General features: G+C 66.3%; 13 protein-coding genes. 4 read left to right on the top strand and 9 right to left on the bottom strand.

Features of this window, described 5'->3' with window-relative positions; translation table 11 throughout:
• Positions 1–7: 7 nt before the first annotated feature.
• The 8 genes from ACOYYX_RS23670 to ACOYYX_RS23635 all read right to left on the bottom strand — a co-directional run bounded on the left by ACOYYX_RS23670 (position 8) and on the right by ACOYYX_RS23635 (position 9033).
• Positions 8–841, bottom strand: coding sequence for an SCO family protein (locus tag ACOYYX_RS23670; RefSeq protein ID WP_422924310.1), 834 nt, complete (start codon positions 839–841; stop codon positions 8–10).
• Positions 838–1236: a hypothetical protein gene (locus ACOYYX_RS23665; RefSeq protein WP_422924308.1), complete on the bottom strand. Its 399-nt coding sequence runs from the start codon at positions 1234–1236 to the stop codon at positions 838–840. The genes ACOYYX_RS23670 and ACOYYX_RS23665 overlap by 4 nt, the downstream gene beginning before the upstream one ends.
• Before the next feature lie 3 nt (positions 1237–1239).
• Complete coding sequence (locus ACOYYX_RS23660) at positions 1240–2484, bottom strand: hypothetical protein (protein WP_422924306.1); 1245 nt, start codon at positions 2482–2484, stop codon at positions 1240–1242.
• Complete coding sequence (locus ACOYYX_RS23655; protein ID WP_422924304.1) at positions 2481–3086, bottom strand: c-type cytochrome; 606 nt, start codon at positions 3084–3086, stop codon at positions 2481–2483. The genes ACOYYX_RS23660 and ACOYYX_RS23655 overlap by 4 nt, the downstream gene beginning before the upstream one ends.
• 112 nt (positions 3087–3198) lie before the next feature.
• A complete protein-coding gene (locus ACOYYX_RS23650; RefSeq protein WP_422924302.1) occupies positions 3199–3753 on the bottom strand; it encodes a DUF3341 domain-containing protein in 555 nt (184 codons plus the stop codon).
• An 18-nt stretch (positions 3754–3771) separates the two neighbouring features.
• Positions 3772–5205 (bottom strand): NrfD/PsrC family molybdoenzyme membrane anchor subunit, encoded by a 1434-nt coding sequence (gene nrfD, locus ACOYYX_RS23645; protein WP_422924300.1) that lies wholly within the window; start codon positions 5203–5205, stop codon positions 3772–3774.
• The gene (locus tag ACOYYX_RS23640) at positions 5195–8374 is read right to left on the bottom strand and encodes a TAT-variant-translocated molybdopterin oxidoreductase (RefSeq protein WP_422924298.1); all 3180 of its coding nucleotides are present in this window, start codon (positions 8372–8374) and stop codon (positions 5195–5197) included. The genes nrfD and ACOYYX_RS23640 overlap by 11 nt, the downstream gene beginning before the upstream one ends.
• A 2-nt stretch (positions 8375–8376) precedes the next feature.
• The gene (locus ACOYYX_RS23635; protein ID WP_422924296.1) at positions 8377–9033 is read right to left on the bottom strand and encodes a cytochrome c3 family protein; all 657 of its coding nucleotides are present in this window, start codon (positions 9031–9033) and stop codon (positions 8377–8379) included.
• A gap of 252 nt (positions 9034–9285) precedes the next feature.
• On the opposite strand from ACOYYX_RS23635, the gene ACOYYX_RS23630 reads away from it, so the two are divergent.
• Positions 9286–10671, top strand: a complete 1386-nt coding sequence (locus ACOYYX_RS23630) for an MATE family efflux transporter (protein ID WP_422924294.1) — start codon at positions 9286–9288, stop codon at positions 10669–10671.
• Positions 10672–10832: 161 nt separating this feature from the next.
• Here ACOYYX_RS23630 and ACOYYX_RS23625 read toward each other — a convergent pair whose 3' ends face one another.
• Positions 10833–12182 (bottom strand): TIGR03067 domain-containing protein, encoded by a 1350-nt coding sequence (locus tag ACOYYX_RS23625; protein WP_422924292.1) that lies wholly within the window; start codon positions 12180–12182, stop codon positions 10833–10835.
• Between the two features lie 357 nt (positions 12183–12539).
• Between ACOYYX_RS23625 and ACOYYX_RS23620 the strand changes: the two genes are divergently transcribed.
• The 3 genes from ACOYYX_RS23620 to ACOYYX_RS23610 all read left to right on the top strand — a co-directional run bounded on the left by ACOYYX_RS23620 (position 12540) and on the right by ACOYYX_RS23610 (position 17290).
• The gene (locus tag ACOYYX_RS23620; RefSeq protein WP_422924290.1) at positions 12540–14276 is read left to right on the top strand and encodes an ABC transporter permease; all 1737 of its coding nucleotides are present in this window, start codon (positions 12540–12542) and stop codon (positions 14274–14276) included.
• 93 nt (positions 14277–14369) lie between these two features.
• Complete coding sequence (locus ACOYYX_RS23615) at positions 14370–14663, top strand: metal-sensitive transcriptional regulator (protein WP_422924289.1); 294 nt, start codon at positions 14370–14372, stop codon at positions 14661–14663.
• Between the two features lie 29 nt (positions 14664–14692).
• Positions 14693–17290, top strand: a complete 2598-nt coding sequence (locus ACOYYX_RS23610; protein ID WP_422924287.1) for a heavy metal translocating P-type ATPase — start codon at positions 14693–14695, stop codon at positions 17288–17290.
• The last annotated feature ends 286 nt before the right edge of the window (positions 17291–17576 follow it).

Below are 17576 nucleotides of genomic sequence, written 5' to 3'. Positions count from 1 at the left end.
GATCGAATCAATGGGGCGGAAGGTCGGACACGACGTCCAGGGCCGGCTTCCGACGTTCCCTCAGGAGCATCAGGCCCATGAACGCTCCCAGGCTGCCGACCGTGGCCGCCCCCAGCAGGCGGATCACGTTCATGGCGGCCAGGTTATACTTCCCCGTCCGGGGATCGTAGTGGTAGCAGAGCAGGAGGAGCTGGTCGATCGGCGAGCCGATCTTCTGCATCGCGGCGTCCATCAGGCCGAGCCGGAGGTCACGCGCGGGGTAGCTGATCCCGTAGATGTAGCGAGAGAGCTTGCCCTGCGGCGTGAGGATCATCACGCCGGCCGGGTGGGCATACTGGCCGCTCTTGGCGTCGTACTCGTAGCGGAAGCCCACGATCTTGGCCAGCCGGGCGACCGAGTCCCCCTCGCCGGTGAGGAAGTGCCACCCCTTGGCGGCCCCCTCCCGGCCGTATCGCGAGAGGTACAGGGCCTTCTTGCGCGAGGCGGCCGTGTGGGTCTCCTTGGGGTCGATGCTCACCGTGATGACGTCAAATTCCTTGCCCACGTCGAAGCTGAGGGCATTCAGACTCCGCAAGAGGGAGTTCAGCACCTCGTTGCAGAGCATGGGGCACTCGTAGTAGACGAGGTTCAGGATCGCCGGCTTCTTGCCGAGCACGTCCCCCAGCTTGATAAGGTCGCCCTTCTCGTTGCGCAAGGGGAGGTCAAGCGGGACCTGGGCGTTCAGATTCTGGTCGAACCCGACACGCTTCATCATCCCGGTCGTCGAGTCCTCTTGCGCGCGGAGATCGCCCGCCACGCCGAGGGCCAGAATCAGGGTTGTCAGCGGCAAGAGGGATTTCATTTCGTCTCGCGACTATTGATCTGGACCTCGGTCTGCGGGCCTTTCCCCTTGGGGAGGCCGCGCTGGAGAGCCAGCTCGAAGGCACGTTCGATCGGGATGCGGACGACGCCGGATTTGCGGTCGACCCAGTCGTAGCTTTCGAGACGCTTGTCTTCCGACTCGCGGAGGAGCCGGAGCTGCTTGTACATGTCGTCCTCGAAGATCGCGTGCTTCTCCTTCGGGGCCGTGTCCTTGGCCATCTGGTCGAAGACACCGAGCATGGCGAGGATCACGGCGACCAGGAAGAGGACCAGCATGATCCCGAAGTAAAAGATCGCGCGAGAGTTGGCGTCTCGAGTTTCGTAGCCGGGTCCGAGGTTGACGTCGGCCGGCGTCGCGTGATCGGAGTGGCCCATCGGTTAGTGTCCTCCCCCCGTGTGCTTGTTCTTGTGCTCGTGGTGCTCGAGCGTGGCCAGCAAGAGCGGGTCGTTCCGGCTCGGCAATAGCGGCCTGGCCTCGAGCTTGCCGAGGAACGAGCCCAGCCAGACGCCGCCCACGGCGGCCATCGTGGCGGGGAGCGCGATCAGCAGCATGATCCACTCGACGGTCGATGTGACCGCCTGCGACGGCACGACCAGCCAGGTCAGGTCGACGAACCGCATCACGAGGATCGCCAGGCCCACCTTGGCGAGGGCCTGGGCGTTGCGCTTGCGGTCGCGCGACAGGAGCAGGAAGAACGGCACGAAGAAGTGGAAGACGATGAGGCAGACGGCGATGACCCGCCAGATCCCGACCGATCGGTGCAGGTACCAGATGATTTCTTCGGTGAGGTTGCCGCTATAGGTGATCAGGTACTGGGAGAACGACATGTACGCCCAGAGCATCGTGAACCCCAGCATCATGTTGCCGAGGTCGTGGAAGCCGGTCTTGGTCGCGACTTCCTTCAAGGGCTCGCGATCGGCCAACTTCGACGTCAGGATCACCATGAACGAGAGGGTCGCCAGCACGGAGCCGACCAGGACCATCACGCCGTAGATCGTCGAGTACCAGTCGGGCTCGAGCGACATGCCGAGGTCCATCGCCGCGAACGTGAACGTCAGGAAGAACAGACCGAGGCCCGGTCCGCTGAAGAACTGCCGCGTGCGGGTCGGCTTCGGGTCGGTCGTCCGGTCCTGCGCGTCCGCCAAGCGGACGAGGAAGGCGGTCAGGCCCGACCAGAGCAGGAAGTAGAAGGCCATCCGGCCCAGCCAGAAGGTCTTGTTGAGGTAGGCCGCCTTCTGCTGGACATGGTGATGGTGCTCCATGTAATCCGAGTTGGCCCAGGGGTAGAGGTACCCAAGGGTCAAGGCGATCGGGATGAACAGGAGGACCAGCAGCGGGAAGTTCCTCGCGGCCGCCTCGGCGGGCCGGCGGATGAGGAAGCCCCAGAGGCCGCCGACCAGGTGGCTCAACAGCACGGCACCCAGGCTGGCCGCCGAGATCCCGAACCAGAAGAGGAACGCCACGAGGTACGACTGGGCGAATCGCGTGGTGCTGAAGACGAGCGGCAGCAGGCTGACGAGGCCGCCGATGATGGCGACCCTCCAGGCGAGGTGCCTGGCGTGTTCGAACCCCGGCGGCAGTCCGACCGCGGCGGGGGCATGCTCGGTGGCGTGGGCGTTCATCGCGCGGCGGCCTCCAGTTCCGTACGTTTCTCGGCCGGGACGTCGTCGATGCGAGCGTTCTGGCTGAGTTGCAGCGCGCGAATGTAGGCGACGATCGCCCACCGGTCGTCCACGGGGATGCGGGAGGCGTAGGAGTACATGGCGCCGTAGCCGTTGGTGATCACGTTATAAAAATGGCCCGCGGGGGCGTCGCGAAGCCGCTCCAGGTGGAGCGAGGGGGGAGGCGAAAAGCCTCGTTTGACGATCATGCCCTGGCCGTCGCCGGTCCGGCTATGGCAGGGGGCGCAGTAGATGTTGAATCGCTCGCGGCCGAAGGCGAGCACGCTCGCGTCGACCTTGCGCGGGATCTCGTCGATGAACTGCTCGCCCGACTTCCCGGCGTAGTACGCCGTGTCGGTCCGGAGCTGGCCGCGAGCCACCGTGCCGGCCACCAGGGGGCGGGCCGAGCGCCCGTCGGAGAAGAAGCTGCTCACCTGGTAGGGGCGCTGGATCTTCGGCTGCTTGTCCATCTCATTCTCGGCGCAGCCGGCGAGCAGGACGAGCCCGGCGACCAGCCACCACGCACGAGGTCGGGTCGGGGAGTTTTTGGGGATCTTTAGCACGGGCCGGACTCGCATCCTCGATACTCTCATGAGACTTCCAAAAGGTGGACACCCCCGCCGACCCTTGCAAGGGCCGGGGTCGGGTGGGTAAGCCCCACCCTCCGGATTGGACTCAACGGTCGTCCTCGATTTCCGAGACCAACTTCGGCCCCAGGCCTTCGAGGAACTGTTTCGTCGATTCGCGGTCGAACTTGGGGTCGTCCGCTTGGATGCACAGGAAGAAACGATTCCGCGACGCCAGGGCGAAGTTGCGGACGTTGAAGACCGGGTGATGCGGCATGGGCAACCCGTTCAGCAGGAGCATGCCGAAGACCGCGGTCAGCGAGGCGAAGAGGATCGTCATCTCGAACATGATCGGGATGAACGACGGCCAACTGAACAGGGGACGACCGCCCACGTTCAGCGGGTAGTCGACGACCGCCGTGTAGCCCATCATCGCCAGGCCGGTCAGGCACCCCGTGATGCCGCCGGTGAGGACGAGCAGCGGGAGCGCGTTGCGCTTGAATCCGATCGCCTCGGCCAGCCCTTCCACGGGGTAGGGGGCGTAGGCGTCCATCTTGCGGTATCCTTCCTCGTAGGCCCGTTCGGCCGCGGCGACGAGGAGGTCCGGGTCTCGGTATTCGGCCATCAGGCCGAAGATCGGTGCGGTAGTCTTCGTGGTTTCCATAGCTCGATCACCCCATCATCATCCGGAGGAGGCCGCGAGGTCGTGCGAAGGCCCGTGCGAAGCCCCGTCCTCGGCCGGTTCGTGCGACTCAGCCACCATCTCCCGCATTTCGGCGATGGAGATCGCCGGCAAGACGCGGATGAAGATGAAGAGCAACGTCATGAAGAGGCCAATCGTCCCGTAGTAGGTCGCGTAGTCCCACTTCGTCCCGTGATAGATGCCCCAGGCCCCCGGGATGAAGTCGCGGTGGAGGCTGGAGACGACGATCACGTAGCGTTCCAGCCACATGCCGATGTTCACGACGATCGAGAGCAGGAACAAGATCCAGACGTTCGTCCGCACCGGCTTGAACCAGAGGATCTGGATCGAGGTGCAGTTGCAGAGGATCAAGAGCCAGTACGTGTGGCCGTACGGGCCGAAGACCCGGTTGTGCATCAGGAACGACTCATACTTGTTCGCGCTGTACCAGGCCATGAAGGCTTCCATGGCGTAGCCGTACGTCACGATCAGGCCGGTGGCGAGCAACACCTTGGACATGTTGTCGAGGTGCTTGTTGGTGATGAAGTCGCCCAGGCCGTAGAAGTACCTCAGGGGGATGGCCAGGGTCATCACCATCGCGAAGCCCGAGAAGATGGCACCCGCGACGAAGTAGGGGGGGAAGATCGTGGCGTGCCACCCGGGGATGACGCCGCCCGAGAAGTCGAGGGACACGACCGAGTGCACCGAGACGACCAGCGGGGTTGCCAGGCCGGCCAGGAGCAGGTAGGCCGTCTTGTACCGGTGCCAGTGGATCGCCGAGCCGCGCCAGCCGAGGGCCAGCACGCCGTAGGCGATCCTCGCGAGCTTGTTCTTCGAGCGGTCGCGGAGCGTCGCGAGGTCGGGGATCAGGCCGACGTACCAGAACAGGAGGGAGACCGTGGCGTATGTCGAGACGGCGAAGACGTCCCAGACCAAGGGGCTACGCCACTGGGGCCAGAGGGCCATCGTATTCGGGTACGGCATCAGCCAGTAGAAGTACCAGGGCCGGCCCATGTGTAAGAGCGGGAAGAGGCCGGCGCAAGCCACGGCGAAGAGGGTCATCGCCTCGGCGAACCGGTTGATCGAGGTCCGCCACTCCTGCTTGAGCAGGAGCAAGACGGCCGAGATCAGGGTGCCGGCGTGGCCGATGCCGACCCACCAGACGAAGTTGACGATGTCGAAGCCCCACATGTTGGGGCGTCGGATACCCCAGACGCCGACGCCCTGGGTCAAGACCCAGGCGATCGACGCCAGGAGGAGCATCATCAGGCCGAAGGAGATGGCGAAGCCGGCCGCCCAGCCGAGGGGCCTGGGGTGGTTCAGCACGATCGAGCCGATCTTGTCGGTCACCGACGCATAGCTGTGCCCCGGCCCGAGCAGGCGCTCGCCGTGATCCCCGGTCGAATTCAGTTGCCTCGCGGACTCAGACGCCATCTTTCCGCTCCGTCTCGAGCTCGGGGTTCGGGTTCCGCAGCCGGGCCAGGTAGGTCGTTCGCGGGTGGGTGTTCAACTCGGTGAGGAGCCCATAGCTCCTCGGGTCGGCCTTGGCCCGAGAGACCTTGCTGTTCGGGTCGTTGATGTCACCGAAGGAGATCGCCCGAGTCGGGCAGGCGGCCTGGCAGGCCGTGACGATCTCGCCGTCCCGGATCTTGCGCCCCTCGATCTCGGCCGGGTATCGCGCGGCGTTGATGCGCTGGATGCAGTAGGTGCACTTCTCCATGACGCCGCGGGCACGGACGGTCACGTCGGGGTTGTTGAGGATCTCCAGGCTCGGAGCCGTCCCCTTCGTGTAGTTGAAGAAGTTGAAGTGCCGGACCTTGTACGGGCAATTGTTGCCGCAGTACCGGGTGCCGACGCAGCGGTTGTAGACCATGTTGTTGATCCCCTCCGCGTCGTGCACGGTCGCGGCGACCGGGCAGACGACCTCGCAGGGGGCATTCTCGCAGTGCATGCACGTACGAGGCTGGTGGTAGGTCTGCGGATTATCGAGCCCGCCGTAGTAGTAGCGGTCGATGTCGATCCACTGCATTTCGCGGCCGACGCTGACCTGCTCCTTGCCCACGATCGGGATGTTGTTCTCGGCCTGGCAGGCGACCACGCAGGCGCTACACCCGAGGCAGACATTCAGGTTGATGGCCATACCCCAGGCGTAGCCGGGGTCGCCCGTCTCATCCTTGGAGGCCTGCTTCGGGGCAGTGCTCTCCACATGCGGATGGGGATGAGGGTGGTCGTGATCCTCTTCAGCCTTGTTCTCGCGCTCGCGATCGATCCGGTTGGTCGAGCCCTGGATCTCGGTGAAGAGCGAGTTGCTCGGCTTCGGATTCTCTTCTTCTTTATGCTCGGTCGCGAAATTCGGGTTCTTGCGATACTCGGCGATGGTGGCGACGCGGATCAGCTCGCGCTCTTCCGCCGCCTTGCTCGGCTCGACGTTGGCCAGGGCGCGGGTCTCGACGTAGCGGTGCGACTCGGTCGTCGCCAGCTCGTAGACGCGCCCCACCTTCTTGAGCGTGAGCCCGGTGTCGGACCAGGGGGCCTCCGACGTGCGGAGCTTGTAGGCGTTGTAGCCGACGCCGGTGCCGACGCGCCCCGCTCGGGTCCGGCCGTAGCCGAGGAAGACCGTGATCGTGCCTTCGGCCTGGCCGGGCATGATCCAGGCAGGGGCCTCGACCTTGCGGCCTCGGTAGTCGAGGACGATCAGGTCGGCGGTCGCCACCTTGAGCCGTTCGGCCATCTTCGGGCTGATCAGGGCGACGTTGTCCCAGGTCAGCTTGGTGAGCGGCTTGGGCAGCTCCTGGAGCCAGCCGTTGTTGGAGACGCGCCCATCGCCGATCGTGAGGTCGGGGCGGAAGATGATCTCGAGCTCTTCCCCTTGCGGCACCTTGGGGGCCGGGGGGACGGCGAGGTCATCCTTGAGCGTCACTTCCTTGGCGGGCAGGGCCGAGCCGGCGACGACGCCGTCGTGGACGGCGGTCCGCCAGAAGGTCTCGAAATCCTTGCCGCCGGCCTTGGGGGTCCAGGTCTCGCGGACGATCTCGTAGCCCGAGCGAGTCGTGTTGCGGAGGACGCCCGCGACCAACTCGATCGCCGAGTGCCCGTCGTAGAGCGGGGCGATCAAGGGCTGCTGGATCGTCGCCGAGCCGTCGGACGCCAGGACGTCGCCCCAGGCCTCGAGCTCGTGCGTGCCCGGCAGGTGCCAGAGGCAGAGCGCGGCGGTCTCGTCGTGGTAGAGGCCGAGGTGGACGCTGAAGGCGACCTTGGCCAGCTTCTCGCCGAAGGCGAGGTCGACCGGCGTGTTGTAGGCGGGGTTGCCGCCCACGATGAAGAGCACGTCGACCGCGCCGACTTCCATGTCGTGGACCAACTCGCGGAGGGACGCGAGCTGATCGACGGGCCTGGACTCGACGGAGTCGCTGTAGGTGACGGTCGTGCCGACGTTGCCCAGCGCCTTGTTGATCGCGTGGACCAGGGCGTGGACTGTGGCCGGCTGGTGCTCGCCGGCGATGACGAGGCTCTTGCCCCGGTTCTTGCCGAGGTCGCGAGCGACGACCTTCGCCCATTCGGCGGCGGGGCCGGGGAGGGTCTCCTCCGAGGCGCCCGAGAGCTTCACGCCCACTTCCTTGGCCACCAGGGCGGCGAAGGCGGGGAGCGAGTGGTCGGCCAGCGGCAGCCGGTGGTCGGCGGCGGTGCCGGTGACGCTCGGCGTCGGCTCGACGACGTAGAGGCGGTTCATCGCCTCGAGCGTCTCGCGACGGTTGCCGAACTCGCGGGCGTACCGCAGGTGCCCCGGGCCGGTCGAGCAGAAGTCGGCGTCGATCGAGAGGATGACGTCGGCCTTCTCGACGTGGTAGCGGGTGGAGACGTCCTGGCCGAAGGCGAGCTTGGCCCCGGCGCGGACACCGTCGCGGTTCGCCGGCTCGTACTGATGCCACTTCGCCTCGGGGAAGTCCTCGAGGAAGGCCTGGAGCTGCCGGCTGAGGCTCGGCGAGTTCACCGTCTCGGTGAGGATCCTCACGCCCTTGCCCTTGGTGGCCCGGCGGGCGTCGAGGGTCGAGATGGCCTCGGTGAGGAACTTGTCCCAGGTGCTGATCATGCCGTCCCGCTTGAGGACGACCTGAGAGCGGTCGGGATCGTAGAGGGTGAGCATCGACGCCTGGGTGAAGGTGTCGATACCTCCGAGGCTGTCCGGGTGCTTCTCGTTCCCCTCGACCATCGTGGGCCGGCCGGTGTGGCTCTCGGCCAGGACGCCGACGGCCTCGCTACCGCGGGTGATGGCGGTGGCGTAGTAGAGGGGCTTGCCCGGGACGAGCTGCTCGGGGAGCTTGACGTAGGGGACGATCTTCTCGGCCGGGCGATGCGTACAACCGCTGACGCCTGCCAGGGCGATCGACGCACCCATCAGCTTCAAAAACGTCCGGCGGCTCGCCAGGTCGTGCCACTCATCGGCTCCCGTGGGGAACTCGCGGGCGACGAAGGCGCGGAACTCGTCCGTGTCGGCCAGGTCTTCCAGGCTCCGCCAGTAGCGCGTGCCGTTCTGGCCGGCCAGGCGATCCCGGAGCGCAGACAGGTCGAGTCCGTCGGTCTTGCGGCTATGAATGGTGGTCATCGTCATCGGTGGCACACGTAGCAGTTAGTGAGCCGATCGACCGGGATATGGTTCTTCTTGACCAGTTCCCGTCCCAGCGCCAGCTGATCTCCCTCCGGCGCTTTCCAGCTCATGTTGAAGACTTGGTCACGCGGCCTGAGGTGTTTCTCGGGCGCACGGTGGCAGGAGAGGCACCACTCCATGGTCATCGGCTCGGCCTTCTTCATCAGGGGCATCTCGTCGACCCGCCCGTGACAGCTCACGCAGCCCACGCCCTTGTTGACGTGGATCGAGTGGTTGAAATAGGCGTAGTCGGGCAGCTCGTGCACCCGAGTCCAGCGGATCGGCTCGTTGTTCCGCATGCTCACCCGAACCGGCTCGAGCATCGGACTGTCTAACCAGATTTGGGAATGACACGACATGCATGTCTCGGTCGCGGGAATCCCCGCGAAGGATGAGGTCTCCACCGAGGTATGACAGTAGCGGCAATCGATCCCAAGCGCGGTCACGTGGTGTTCGTGGCTAAACGGGATCGGCTGATCTCGCACCACATCGACCGAGGTCACGTAAGGCGACCTGAAGATCAGAAACACCACGCCGAGCACCCCGGCGGCGAAGAAGATCGCCCCGAAGATGCTGACACGGGCTAACGTGTTCGTGCTCGAAGGAAAAACCTGCACCGTGAATGTCCCTTCCAGCGATCCTGGCCGGGCCGGAACCGCTCGGCCCACATGCCAACAAGGGCCCACCCGAGCCTCCCGGATGGGGCCCCGACGGCCTGTCAAGTCAATAGATCAAAAGGTGTCAGTCTGATGTTCTGATTGTCGGACCTGCGTAGAAGCAGCAAAATCGATGCCGTCGACAGGAGGGGCTCGTCGAGGCCATGTGGGGATGTTGACCTGCCCCGGCCCGAAAATCAAGGGGGAGCTGTTTTGAGAGTCGTAGAGCGGGGTCGTTGGCGGCGCGAACTCGGCCCGATCCTGGCCCTGGCCGGGCCGGTCGTGCTGGCCGAGGTCGGATGGATGGGAATGGGAATCGTCGATACGATGATCGTGGGCCGGCTCGGGGCCGAGGCCATCGGCGCCGTGGCCATCGGCGGTGTCCTCTTCTTCGCCGTAACCGTGTTCGGGATGGGGATGCTCCTGGGGCTCGATACCCTGGTTTCGCAAGCATTTGGGGCGGGGCGGGGGGAGGACTGCCGGCGGGCTCTCTGGCAGGGAGTGTACCTCGCACTCGCCCTGACGCCCCCCCTGACCGCGGTCGTGTTCGCGAGCCGCCCGATCCTCCACGCCTTCGGGGTCCAGCCGGCGGTCGTCCGCCTCGCCGTCCCCTACATCGAGGCCACCGCCTGGAGCCTGGGGCCGCTCCTGATTTATGCCGCATTCCGGCGCTATTTGCAGGCGGTGAACCGGACTAGACCCATCGTCTTCGCCCTCCTCAGCGCCAACCTCATCAACGCCCTCGCCAACTGGATTCTCATTTTCGGTTATGGGGGACTCCCAGCTTTGGGAGTGCCCGGCTCGGGATGGGCCACCACCCTGGCCAGGATCTACATGGCCGGCGTGCTCGTCGTGGCCGTCCTCCGAGAGGATGTTCAACAATTGCCAAAAAGATCCTGGACGATCCCGAGGCCGGACCCGGCGATCCTGAGGCGTCTCGTGGTGCTGGGGCTGCCGGCGGCCGGACACCTGTCGCTGGAGGTGGGGGTCTTCGCGACGGCGACGGCCCTGGCCGGGCGGTTCGACCCGGCCTCGCTCGCGGCGCACCAGATCGCGCTCCAGATGGCGAGCCTGACGTTCATGATCCCGCTCGGGCTCTCGTCGGCGGCCGCGGTCCAGGTGGGACAGGCGCTCGGCCGCCGCCATCCCGACCGGGCCGCCAGGGCCGGCGACTCGGCGATCATGCTGGGCGCGATCTTCATGACGGCCTCGGGGGTCGTCTTCCTGCTGATCCCCCGCACGATCCTCGGCGCCTTCACGCCGGATTCGGCCGTCGTCGACCGCGGGGTGATGCTCCTCCGGATCGCGGCCGGCTTCCAGCTCTTCGACGGTCTCCAGGGGGTCATCACCGGGGCGCTCCGGGGCCTGGGAGACACGCACACCGCGATGTACACCAACTTCGTCGCCCACTGGCTGATGGGCCTGCCGCTCGGCTACGTCCTCGCCTTCTACGCCGGAGTAGGGATCATCGGGCTCTGGATCGGCCTCTCTCTGGGGCTCGTCGTCGCCGGGATCCGCCTGATATTCGCCTGGCGCGCCCGCTCGGCCTCGATCCGGCTCGACCCGGATCCGACGGCCTTCGAGACGGCCCATCTCTAGGCCATTATTAGGCGTGCAACCCGCACGACAACATCCATGTAAAAATCGCAATCGAACATATCTTCGAGATATCTTCGACCTGGCAATGACGCGACCCGCCGGCCCCCTCTGATTTCGGGGGCCGGCGGGTCGTCGGTGCGTCGGGTCGGCAGTCAACCCGCTCAGCGGAGTCGCTGGGCCGTCTTGAGCTGGCCGAAGATGTTCTTGATGACGAGGGTGTCGTCGCCGACCGACTGGAGCCACATCGAGTAGAGCCTGTTCAGGAGCCTCGGGTCTTGCGTGGACGAGACGCGGGCGTCGAGGATCCCGTTCTGATAGGACCAGTGGCCCATCGAGGTCGTCGTGTCCCCTTCGAAGAGCCGCTTGAGCCCCTTGGACCACGTCCGGGTCGCGACGAAGTTGCCGTCGGCCTGGAGGACGATCGTGAGCCGCCCCTTGGTGTCGTAATAGACCCAGGAGCCGACGAGCTTGCTGCGGATCTGCTCGTCGCGCTCGCGGACGCGCTCGGCGAAGCTCGGCTTGTGCTCGACCGGCTGGACCGTCTCGGGGACGGCCGGCTTCACCATCTTGAGCCGCATGAGCACGCGGCCGGAGCCGCTGTTGGACTCGAAGTCGGTGGGGCGGTCCTCATCACCCCGCTTCGCCAAACAAAGCCAAAGCTGGTCGTCGGAGAACCGGTAGATCCCCTTCAGGACCTCGTCGAAGTGGGTGGTGATGTCGATCTCGCTGGGGGACTTCGAGGGGTCGATGTGGAACCCGGAGACGCGCCTCTCGTCGGTCTTGGGCGAGATCAGGCTCATCGTGTGGGTGCCGATGCGGATCCGACCATTCTCGGCGAACTTGGCCCGGACGAGGTCGGCGCCGAGAGACTCGCCATCGTCGACGATGCCGAGGATGTCCCAGGAGCCCGCCAGCATCTCGTGGGCGCGACGCAGTTCGGCCTCCGTCGGCCCGTTATCGCGGACCACCGGCTTCTCGAGGACCGGCTCATCGCCCAGCGGCAGGATGTCCTGATCCTTCTTCGCCACCTTGGCGGCGGCGACCGTGATCGGCTGGGCGGCCAGCTTGAGCTTGACCAGCATCTGGCCCGAGCCCTCGGGGGCCGCGAATTCGGCCGGGCGCTCCTTGTCCTTGTGGGTCTGGAGGCAGAGGGTCAGGCCGTCGTCATGAAAGAGATAGATGCCGCGGATGATGTGGTCATTCTTCGTGATCACGTCGATCTGCCGGGGGGTCTTGCCCGGGTCGACGAGGAACGTCGCCGACCGCGTCTCGCCCGTCTCGGGGCTGATGATCGACATCGACCGCCCCTTGACGTCGAGCTGCCCGCCTTTCGCCAGCTTGAGCGCGACGAGCCTCGTCCCGAGGTCCTCGCCGTTGTCGATCACCGACTGGATCTTCCAGGAGCCCGCGAAGAGCTCGTGATCCCGCTCGATCTCCGCGTCTGACGACGTAGACCCGCCGTCGCCGAAGGCCATCGCGCCTATCAAAAGAGGCAAAGCTAGATTAAGCATGCGCACTCACTCCGTTCTCGTGTGCAACATCACAGCATCCTGCAAAGGCGAGGCGAGGGTCGTATCAGAGGTAACCGAATTCCGCAAGGCCACCTTGCCGGAGAATGCCGGGGACCACCGATCATCGGTATTCAGGATGGCATTTCTCGCCGGACCACATGATGGGTTGGCAGACTTTCTGATGAACTCGGATGTCATGGCCTCCCGAATGCGTCCTCGTCCTGGCGGCGTGCTTTCGAATCGGCGAGACTCTGCGAGTCGCACGGGTCCTGCCCTTGCTGGTCATCCCACTTCCTTCCGCGACGACGCCGAGGCCCGCTCATGTTCTCCGGTCCGATGTTTCGTTGGGAGTGGCGGATGGCGACTCGAAGGCGGAAGCCCTTCGTGTTCCGCACGTCGCTCGCGTTGACCTTCGGCGCGGTCGCGGTGCTGACGGGCCTGGCCGTCTTCACCAGGGGCCGCTGGATCGCGGGAGAGCCGGTCGACGCGTACCGCCTCCGCCTCTTCGGCCTCGTCGCGCTCGCCGTGACGTACGGGAGCCAGGTCATCCTGCTCGCGTTCTTCACCCCGAACCTCGTGGGCGACGCCATCGCCAGGGAGCGGGAGCAGGACACGCTCTCCCAGCTCCTCCTCACGCGACTGACGCCGATCGAGATCGTGCTGACCAAGGCGTTGGCGTGCTGGCTCCCCGTGACGCACATGATCCTCCCCGCGCTGCCGATCCTGGCGGTGACGGCGGCGATCGCGGGGCTTGAACGCCTGGCGATCCCGGCCCTGCTGGGACTCCTCTCGACCTCGGCGTTCATGGCCGTGCTCTCCATCACGGCCTCGGCGCAGCGCGAGCGGGAGGGGACTGCAAAGGCGCAGGCGACGGCCTGGATCTTCGGATGGCTGTTCATTCCCGTGCTCCCCTACTTGCCCGCGAGTTCCGGGTCCTTCTGGGGCGACCTCCTGCTCGAACTGAAGGAGCTCTGCAAGCTCGTATCCCCCTCGAGCCCGCTCACGATCGCGTTCGACCACGGCTGGCGCTCCGGGAGCCCGACGATGCCCCTGGAAGCGAGGATGGCCTTGATGATCGGGCTGCAAGCCGTGGGCGGCCTGGTCTTGCTGGTCTATGCCTCGACCTACCTGAAGACGAGGGAGCGGAACCCGAACTGGACCGATCCCACGCGGGGCCATCGCCCCGCCTGCGGCGATGATCCGATCTACTGGCGCGAGTACGAGCTCCCGATGCGAAAGGGGGGTGCCTCCCTGCTCGTGATTCGCCTGCGCTACCTCGTGATCCTCATCCGTGCGCTTTTGATGAACCTCCTCATGTTGCTCGCGAACTTGCTCACGCTGGCCATCCCCATCGGGCTCGTGGTCGCGACGATCTATTACGGGGGGGCAGCCTTCCGGGAGCTCTGGCAGTTCGGCTACGGCGGCAACGGCCCGAACTCGGCGCGTGACCAATTCCATTACATGATCCTGGGGGCGACGGCCATGCTCGCCCTCTTCCCCACGGCCGGCCTGATCTCCACCATCGTCGACCGCATCGCCCTCGAGCGCAGCAAGAAGACGTGGGACATCTTCCTGACGACGCCGCTGGAAGGGAGGGACATCCTCGAGTCCAAGGCGAGGGTCGCGGCGAGCGGCATCTGGCAGGCGGCCTGGCCGGTCCCGATCCTCTGGGTCCTGGGGATCGCCTGCGGCGTCATCTCGCCGATCGGCGCGATCTTCGCGGGGCTCGACCTGCTGATCGTCTCCTGGGGGTCCGTCGCACTGGGGCTCTTCCTGGGAATCCGCCCCGGATCCCCCGGAGCCGCCGCGTCTCGGGCCTCGCTGACCACGATGCTCTTCATCCTGCTGCACGCGACCCTCCTCGCGGCCTTGCTCGCCTCGCCAGGCTGGATCGCCCGGGTCGCGAGCCTCGGCCATTACGCGGTCGCGGGCGTGCTGATCTCCGGCTCCGCCGTCATGATCCTGACCGGCCTCGCCGCCTACTCCTACACCCGGCGGACGCTCGACCGCTTCGACGAATGGGTCGGCCGCCCCGTGCGTCCTCAGGAGCCGGCCCCGACGGTTCACCCCGCCGCCGAAGCCCCTCAAGCCTGATCGCAGCAGGTTGACCTCATACCCCCCTTGGGTATAATACCCTCGTGATCCCAATACCCTGGCGGGGTATGATCGCGAGTCGAGGCTATTGCCATGAAGGACGAGGCGTCGAACAAGAAGATCCGTGCGAGGGTCAATCGGATCGTCGGGCAGGTCGCCGGGATTCAGCGCATGGTCGAGGGCGATCGCTACTGCGTCGACATCCTCAACCAGATCGCCGCGGTGCGTTCGGCGCTCGATGCGCTGGGGGTCGAGGTCCTATCGAGGCACATCGAGTCGTGCGTCGTCGGCCACGGTTCCGGCTCGGAGCACGAGCGGGCCGCCCCGATGTCGCAGGAGGAGTTGCTGGCCGAGATCCAGACCGTGCTCTCGCGATTCCTGAAATAGCAGATAAGGATCGAGACGGGAGATCCGCCATGAAATCCAAGATCCAGGCTCCCAACATCGTCTGCGGCGGCTGCGCCGAGACGATCAAGAAGGCCCTGAGTTCGGTCGAAGGGGTCCGCGACGTCCAGGTCGACATCCCATCCAAGACCGTCGTCGTCGAGCATGACGAGCCGGCCATGCGCCAGGACCTCACCGCGGCCCTGGCGGACGCCGGATACCCCGAGGGGGTTCCCGAGGAGGCTCCTCGCCCCTCGTCGAAGCTCCCCGGCCTGGTCGTGCTCTCGCCGAATTTGATGACGGCAACGACTGCCTCGAACCCCTTGCCGATCGACCCGGTCTGCGGCATGACGGTCGACCCCGCCAGGGCGGCGGGGCGGAGCGAGCACGAGGGCCACACCCATTACTTCTGCTCCCCCTCCTGCAAGCGAAGATTCGACGCCGACCCGGCCTCGTTCCTGAACCGCGACCCGCGCGAGCCCATGTCGATGGCCCTGCACGAGGTCCCCGGGGCGACCCAGTACACCTGCCCGATGGACCCGGAGATCGTCCGCGACGGCCCGGGCACCTGCCCGATCTGCGGCATGGCGCTCGAGCCGATGGTCGCCTCGGCCGACGACGCGGTGAACCCCGAATTGATCGACATGCAAAGGCGGTTCTGGGTCTCCGCGATCCTGACCGTGCCCCTCTTCCTCCTGGCCATGCTGGAGATGATCCCCGGCAAGCCATTCGCGGGCCTGATCCCCGTTCGAACTCGGCTCCTGATCGAGCTGGCCCTGGCGGCCCCCGTCGTGCTCTGGGGAGGATTCCCGTTCTTCGCCCGAGGCTGGCAGTCGGTCGTCAGCGGGCATCTGAACATGTTCACGCTGATCGCCATCGGCACGGGGACGGCCTTCCTCGAGAGCCTGGTCGCGGTCGCGATGCCGGGGATCTTCCCGGAGTCGTTCCGCCACCACGGCGACGTGCCGGTCTACTTCGAGGCCTCGGCGGTCATCACGACGTTGGTGCTGCTCGGACAGGTCCTCGAACTCCGGGCCCGTGGACAGACCAGCGGGGCGATCAAGGCCCTGCTGGGCCTGGCCCCCAAGACAGCGAGGCGGATCGAGGACGATGGGAGCGAGGGGGACGTCGCCCTGGATCAGGTCCAGGTCGGCGACCGCCTGCGGATCCGGCCGGGCGAGAAGGTCCCGGTCGACGGTGTGGTCCTCGACGGAACGACGGCCGTGGATGAGTCGATGGTCACCGGCGAGCCGATTCCTGTGGAAAAAGAGAAGGGGAGCCGGCTCGTCGGCGGGACGGTCAACGGCCGGGGGAGCGTCGTGATGCGGGCCGAGCGCGTCGGCTCCGAGACCTTGCTCGCCCAGATCGTTCGCATGGTCGGCGAGGCCCAGCGCACCAGGGCCCCCATCCAGCGCCTGGCCGACAGGGTCTCCGGCTATTTCGTGCCGGCGGTGCTGGTCGTCGCCGTCCTCACCTTCGCGGGCTGGATGGCCTTCGGCCCCGAGCCGAGGCTGGCGTCCGCCCTGATGAATGCCATCTCCGTCCTGATCATCGCCTGCCCGTGCGCCCTCGGGCTGGCCACGCCGATGTCGATCGTCGTCGGCACGGGCCGGGGCGCCTCGTCGGGCATCCTGATCAAGAACGCCGAGGCCCTCGAGACCTTCGAACGCGTCGATACCCTGGTCGTCGACAAGACCGGCACGCTCACCGAAGGGAAGCCCAGGCTCGTCGCCGTCGTGGCCGCCCCGGGGTATGACGAGGCGACGCTCCTCCACCTGGCCGCGAGCCTGGAGCAGGGGAGCGAGCATCCGCTGGCCTCCGCGATCCTGGCCGAAGCCAGGGCGAGAGAGATCAAGCCTGATCAGGCCGAGGGCTTCCACGCGACGATCGGCAAGGGGATCCGCGGGAGCGTCGGGGGACGTGAAGTCGCCATCGGCAACCTCGCCCTGCTCGACGAATTGGGCATCGACGCCGGCATCCTCGTCGACCGGGCTGAGGGGTTGCGCCGGGAGGGGCAGACGGTCGTCTTCATCGCCGAGGGGAAGCGCGTGGCGGGCCTGCTCGGCATCGCCGACCCGATCAAGGCATCGGCCGCCGACGCGGTCCGGAAGCTCAAGGGCGAGGGCCTTCGCGTCGTCATGCTCACGGGCGATAGCCTGAGCACGGCCCGGGCGGTCGCCCGCAGCCTCGGGATCGACGACATCCGCGCGGAGGTCCTCCCCGAACAGAAGGGGGACGCGATCAAGGCATTGCAAGCCGAGGGGCGGGTCGTGGCGATGGCCGGCGACGGCATCAACGACGCCCCCGCCCTGGCGCAGGCCCAGGTGGGGATCGCGATGGGGACCGGGACGGACGTAGCCCTCGAGAGCGCGGGGATCACCCTGGTGAAAGGGGACCTGGGGGGCCTCGTGCGAGCCCGAGGCCTGAGCCGGGCGACGATGCGGAACATCCGCCAGAACCTGCTCTTCGCCTTCCTCTACAACACCCTGGGCATCCCGATCGCCGCCGGCCTGCTGTATCCCGTCCTCGGCCTGCTCCTCAGCCCGATGATCGCGAGTGCGGCCATGACGATGAGTTCGATCTCGGTCATCCTCAACGCTTTGCGGCTGCGGACCGTCGCGATCGACTGAGGCCCCATCCCGCCCGAAACCCGACATGACCCGGGTCGCCACTTCGGCGACCCGGGCTCACACAAGTCGACACAATTCGACAAAACCACGCAATCCGCACAATCCTCCCTTAAGAACTAACCGGCGCATCGCCGACAAAACTTCCAATAGGAACCTTTCGGTTCGATCGCCCTTGTCACGAGGGCGAGGTCGGACCCGGGTCGACACTGGCTCCGAACCGATCAATTTCGGAAGGGCCGGGTCACGACTTGGATAGAACGTCCCCAGCCAGGGACTCGACCGCGGC

It is taken from the genome of Singulisphaera chitinilytica, from assembly GCF_049331405.1.
GTDB lineage: Bacteria > Planctomycetota > Planctomycetia > Isosphaerales > Isosphaeraceae > PoT.
This window is presented reverse-complemented; position numbering and strand designations above follow the sequence as displayed.